The sequence below is a fragment of the Mesorhizobium sp. M7A.F.Ca.CA.004.06.1.1 genome, from assembly GCF_003999135.1.
In the GTDB taxonomy this organism is placed as follows: Bacteria; Pseudomonadota; Alphaproteobacteria; order Rhizobiales; family Rhizobiaceae; genus Mesorhizobium.
In genome coordinates this window covers 1-699 of record NZ_RZPQ01001335.1, presented here as the reverse complement: position 1 = coordinate 699, position 699 = coordinate 1, and the positions used below count along the sequence as shown (strand labels likewise).

1 protein-coding gene is annotated in these 699 nt (G+C 61.7%); it reads left to right on the top strand.

Going from position 1 to position 699, the window contains the following annotated elements; translation table 11 throughout:
- Window positions 1-699, top strand: a 699-nt coding sequence (locus EN906_RS36160) for a mandelate racemase/muconate lactonizing enzyme family protein (protein ID WP_164777709.1), incomplete at both ends; no start/stop codon positions are given.

Below are 699 nucleotides of genomic sequence, written 5' to 3'. Positions count from 1 at the left end.
GAAGCACCCTATGCCTGGGTGTTCGGCGAACTCGACGGATTTTCGCCGACCATTGTTGAAGTCGAGACCGAGGATGGCTTGATTAGCCTCGGCGAAGCGCCGACGCCAGCGGCGGCCGCGATTATCAACGATGTCCTGGCGCCACGGCTGGTCGGCCGCGATGCCTTCGACATCGCCGGCGCCGAGCATGTCTGCCTGCCCTTTTGGACCGGCGTGCAGTCGATCAACGACCGCACCCGCATCATGGCCTTCGGCGCCATCGAGATGGCGTTGTGGGACCTGCGCGGCAAGGCGTGGAACCAACCGCTCTACCAGTTGCTTGGCGGCGCTGTGCGCAAGGATATCCCGTTCACCGACTATTTTTCGCTGCGCGGTGATGGACCAAAGGTGAAGGGCGAGACGACGCCGGAAGAAGTCGCCGATTATTGCGTCGAATTGCACGAGACGCATGGAACGACCTTCTTCGAAGGCAAGTTCTCGACCGAAGATCCGAAAGTCTCGCTCAGGATGGTCGAGCTGATCCGCAAGAAACTCGGCGACGATGCGATGATCCGTATCGATTCCAACCAGGCTTATTCACTCAGCACCGCGCGGCGGCTGGCGCGCCCGCTGGAAGAGTTGGGCGTGCGCAACTGGGAGGATCCGGTGGCGACCATCGAGGAGATGCGCGAATTGCGGCGCCATTGCTCGATCCCGTTC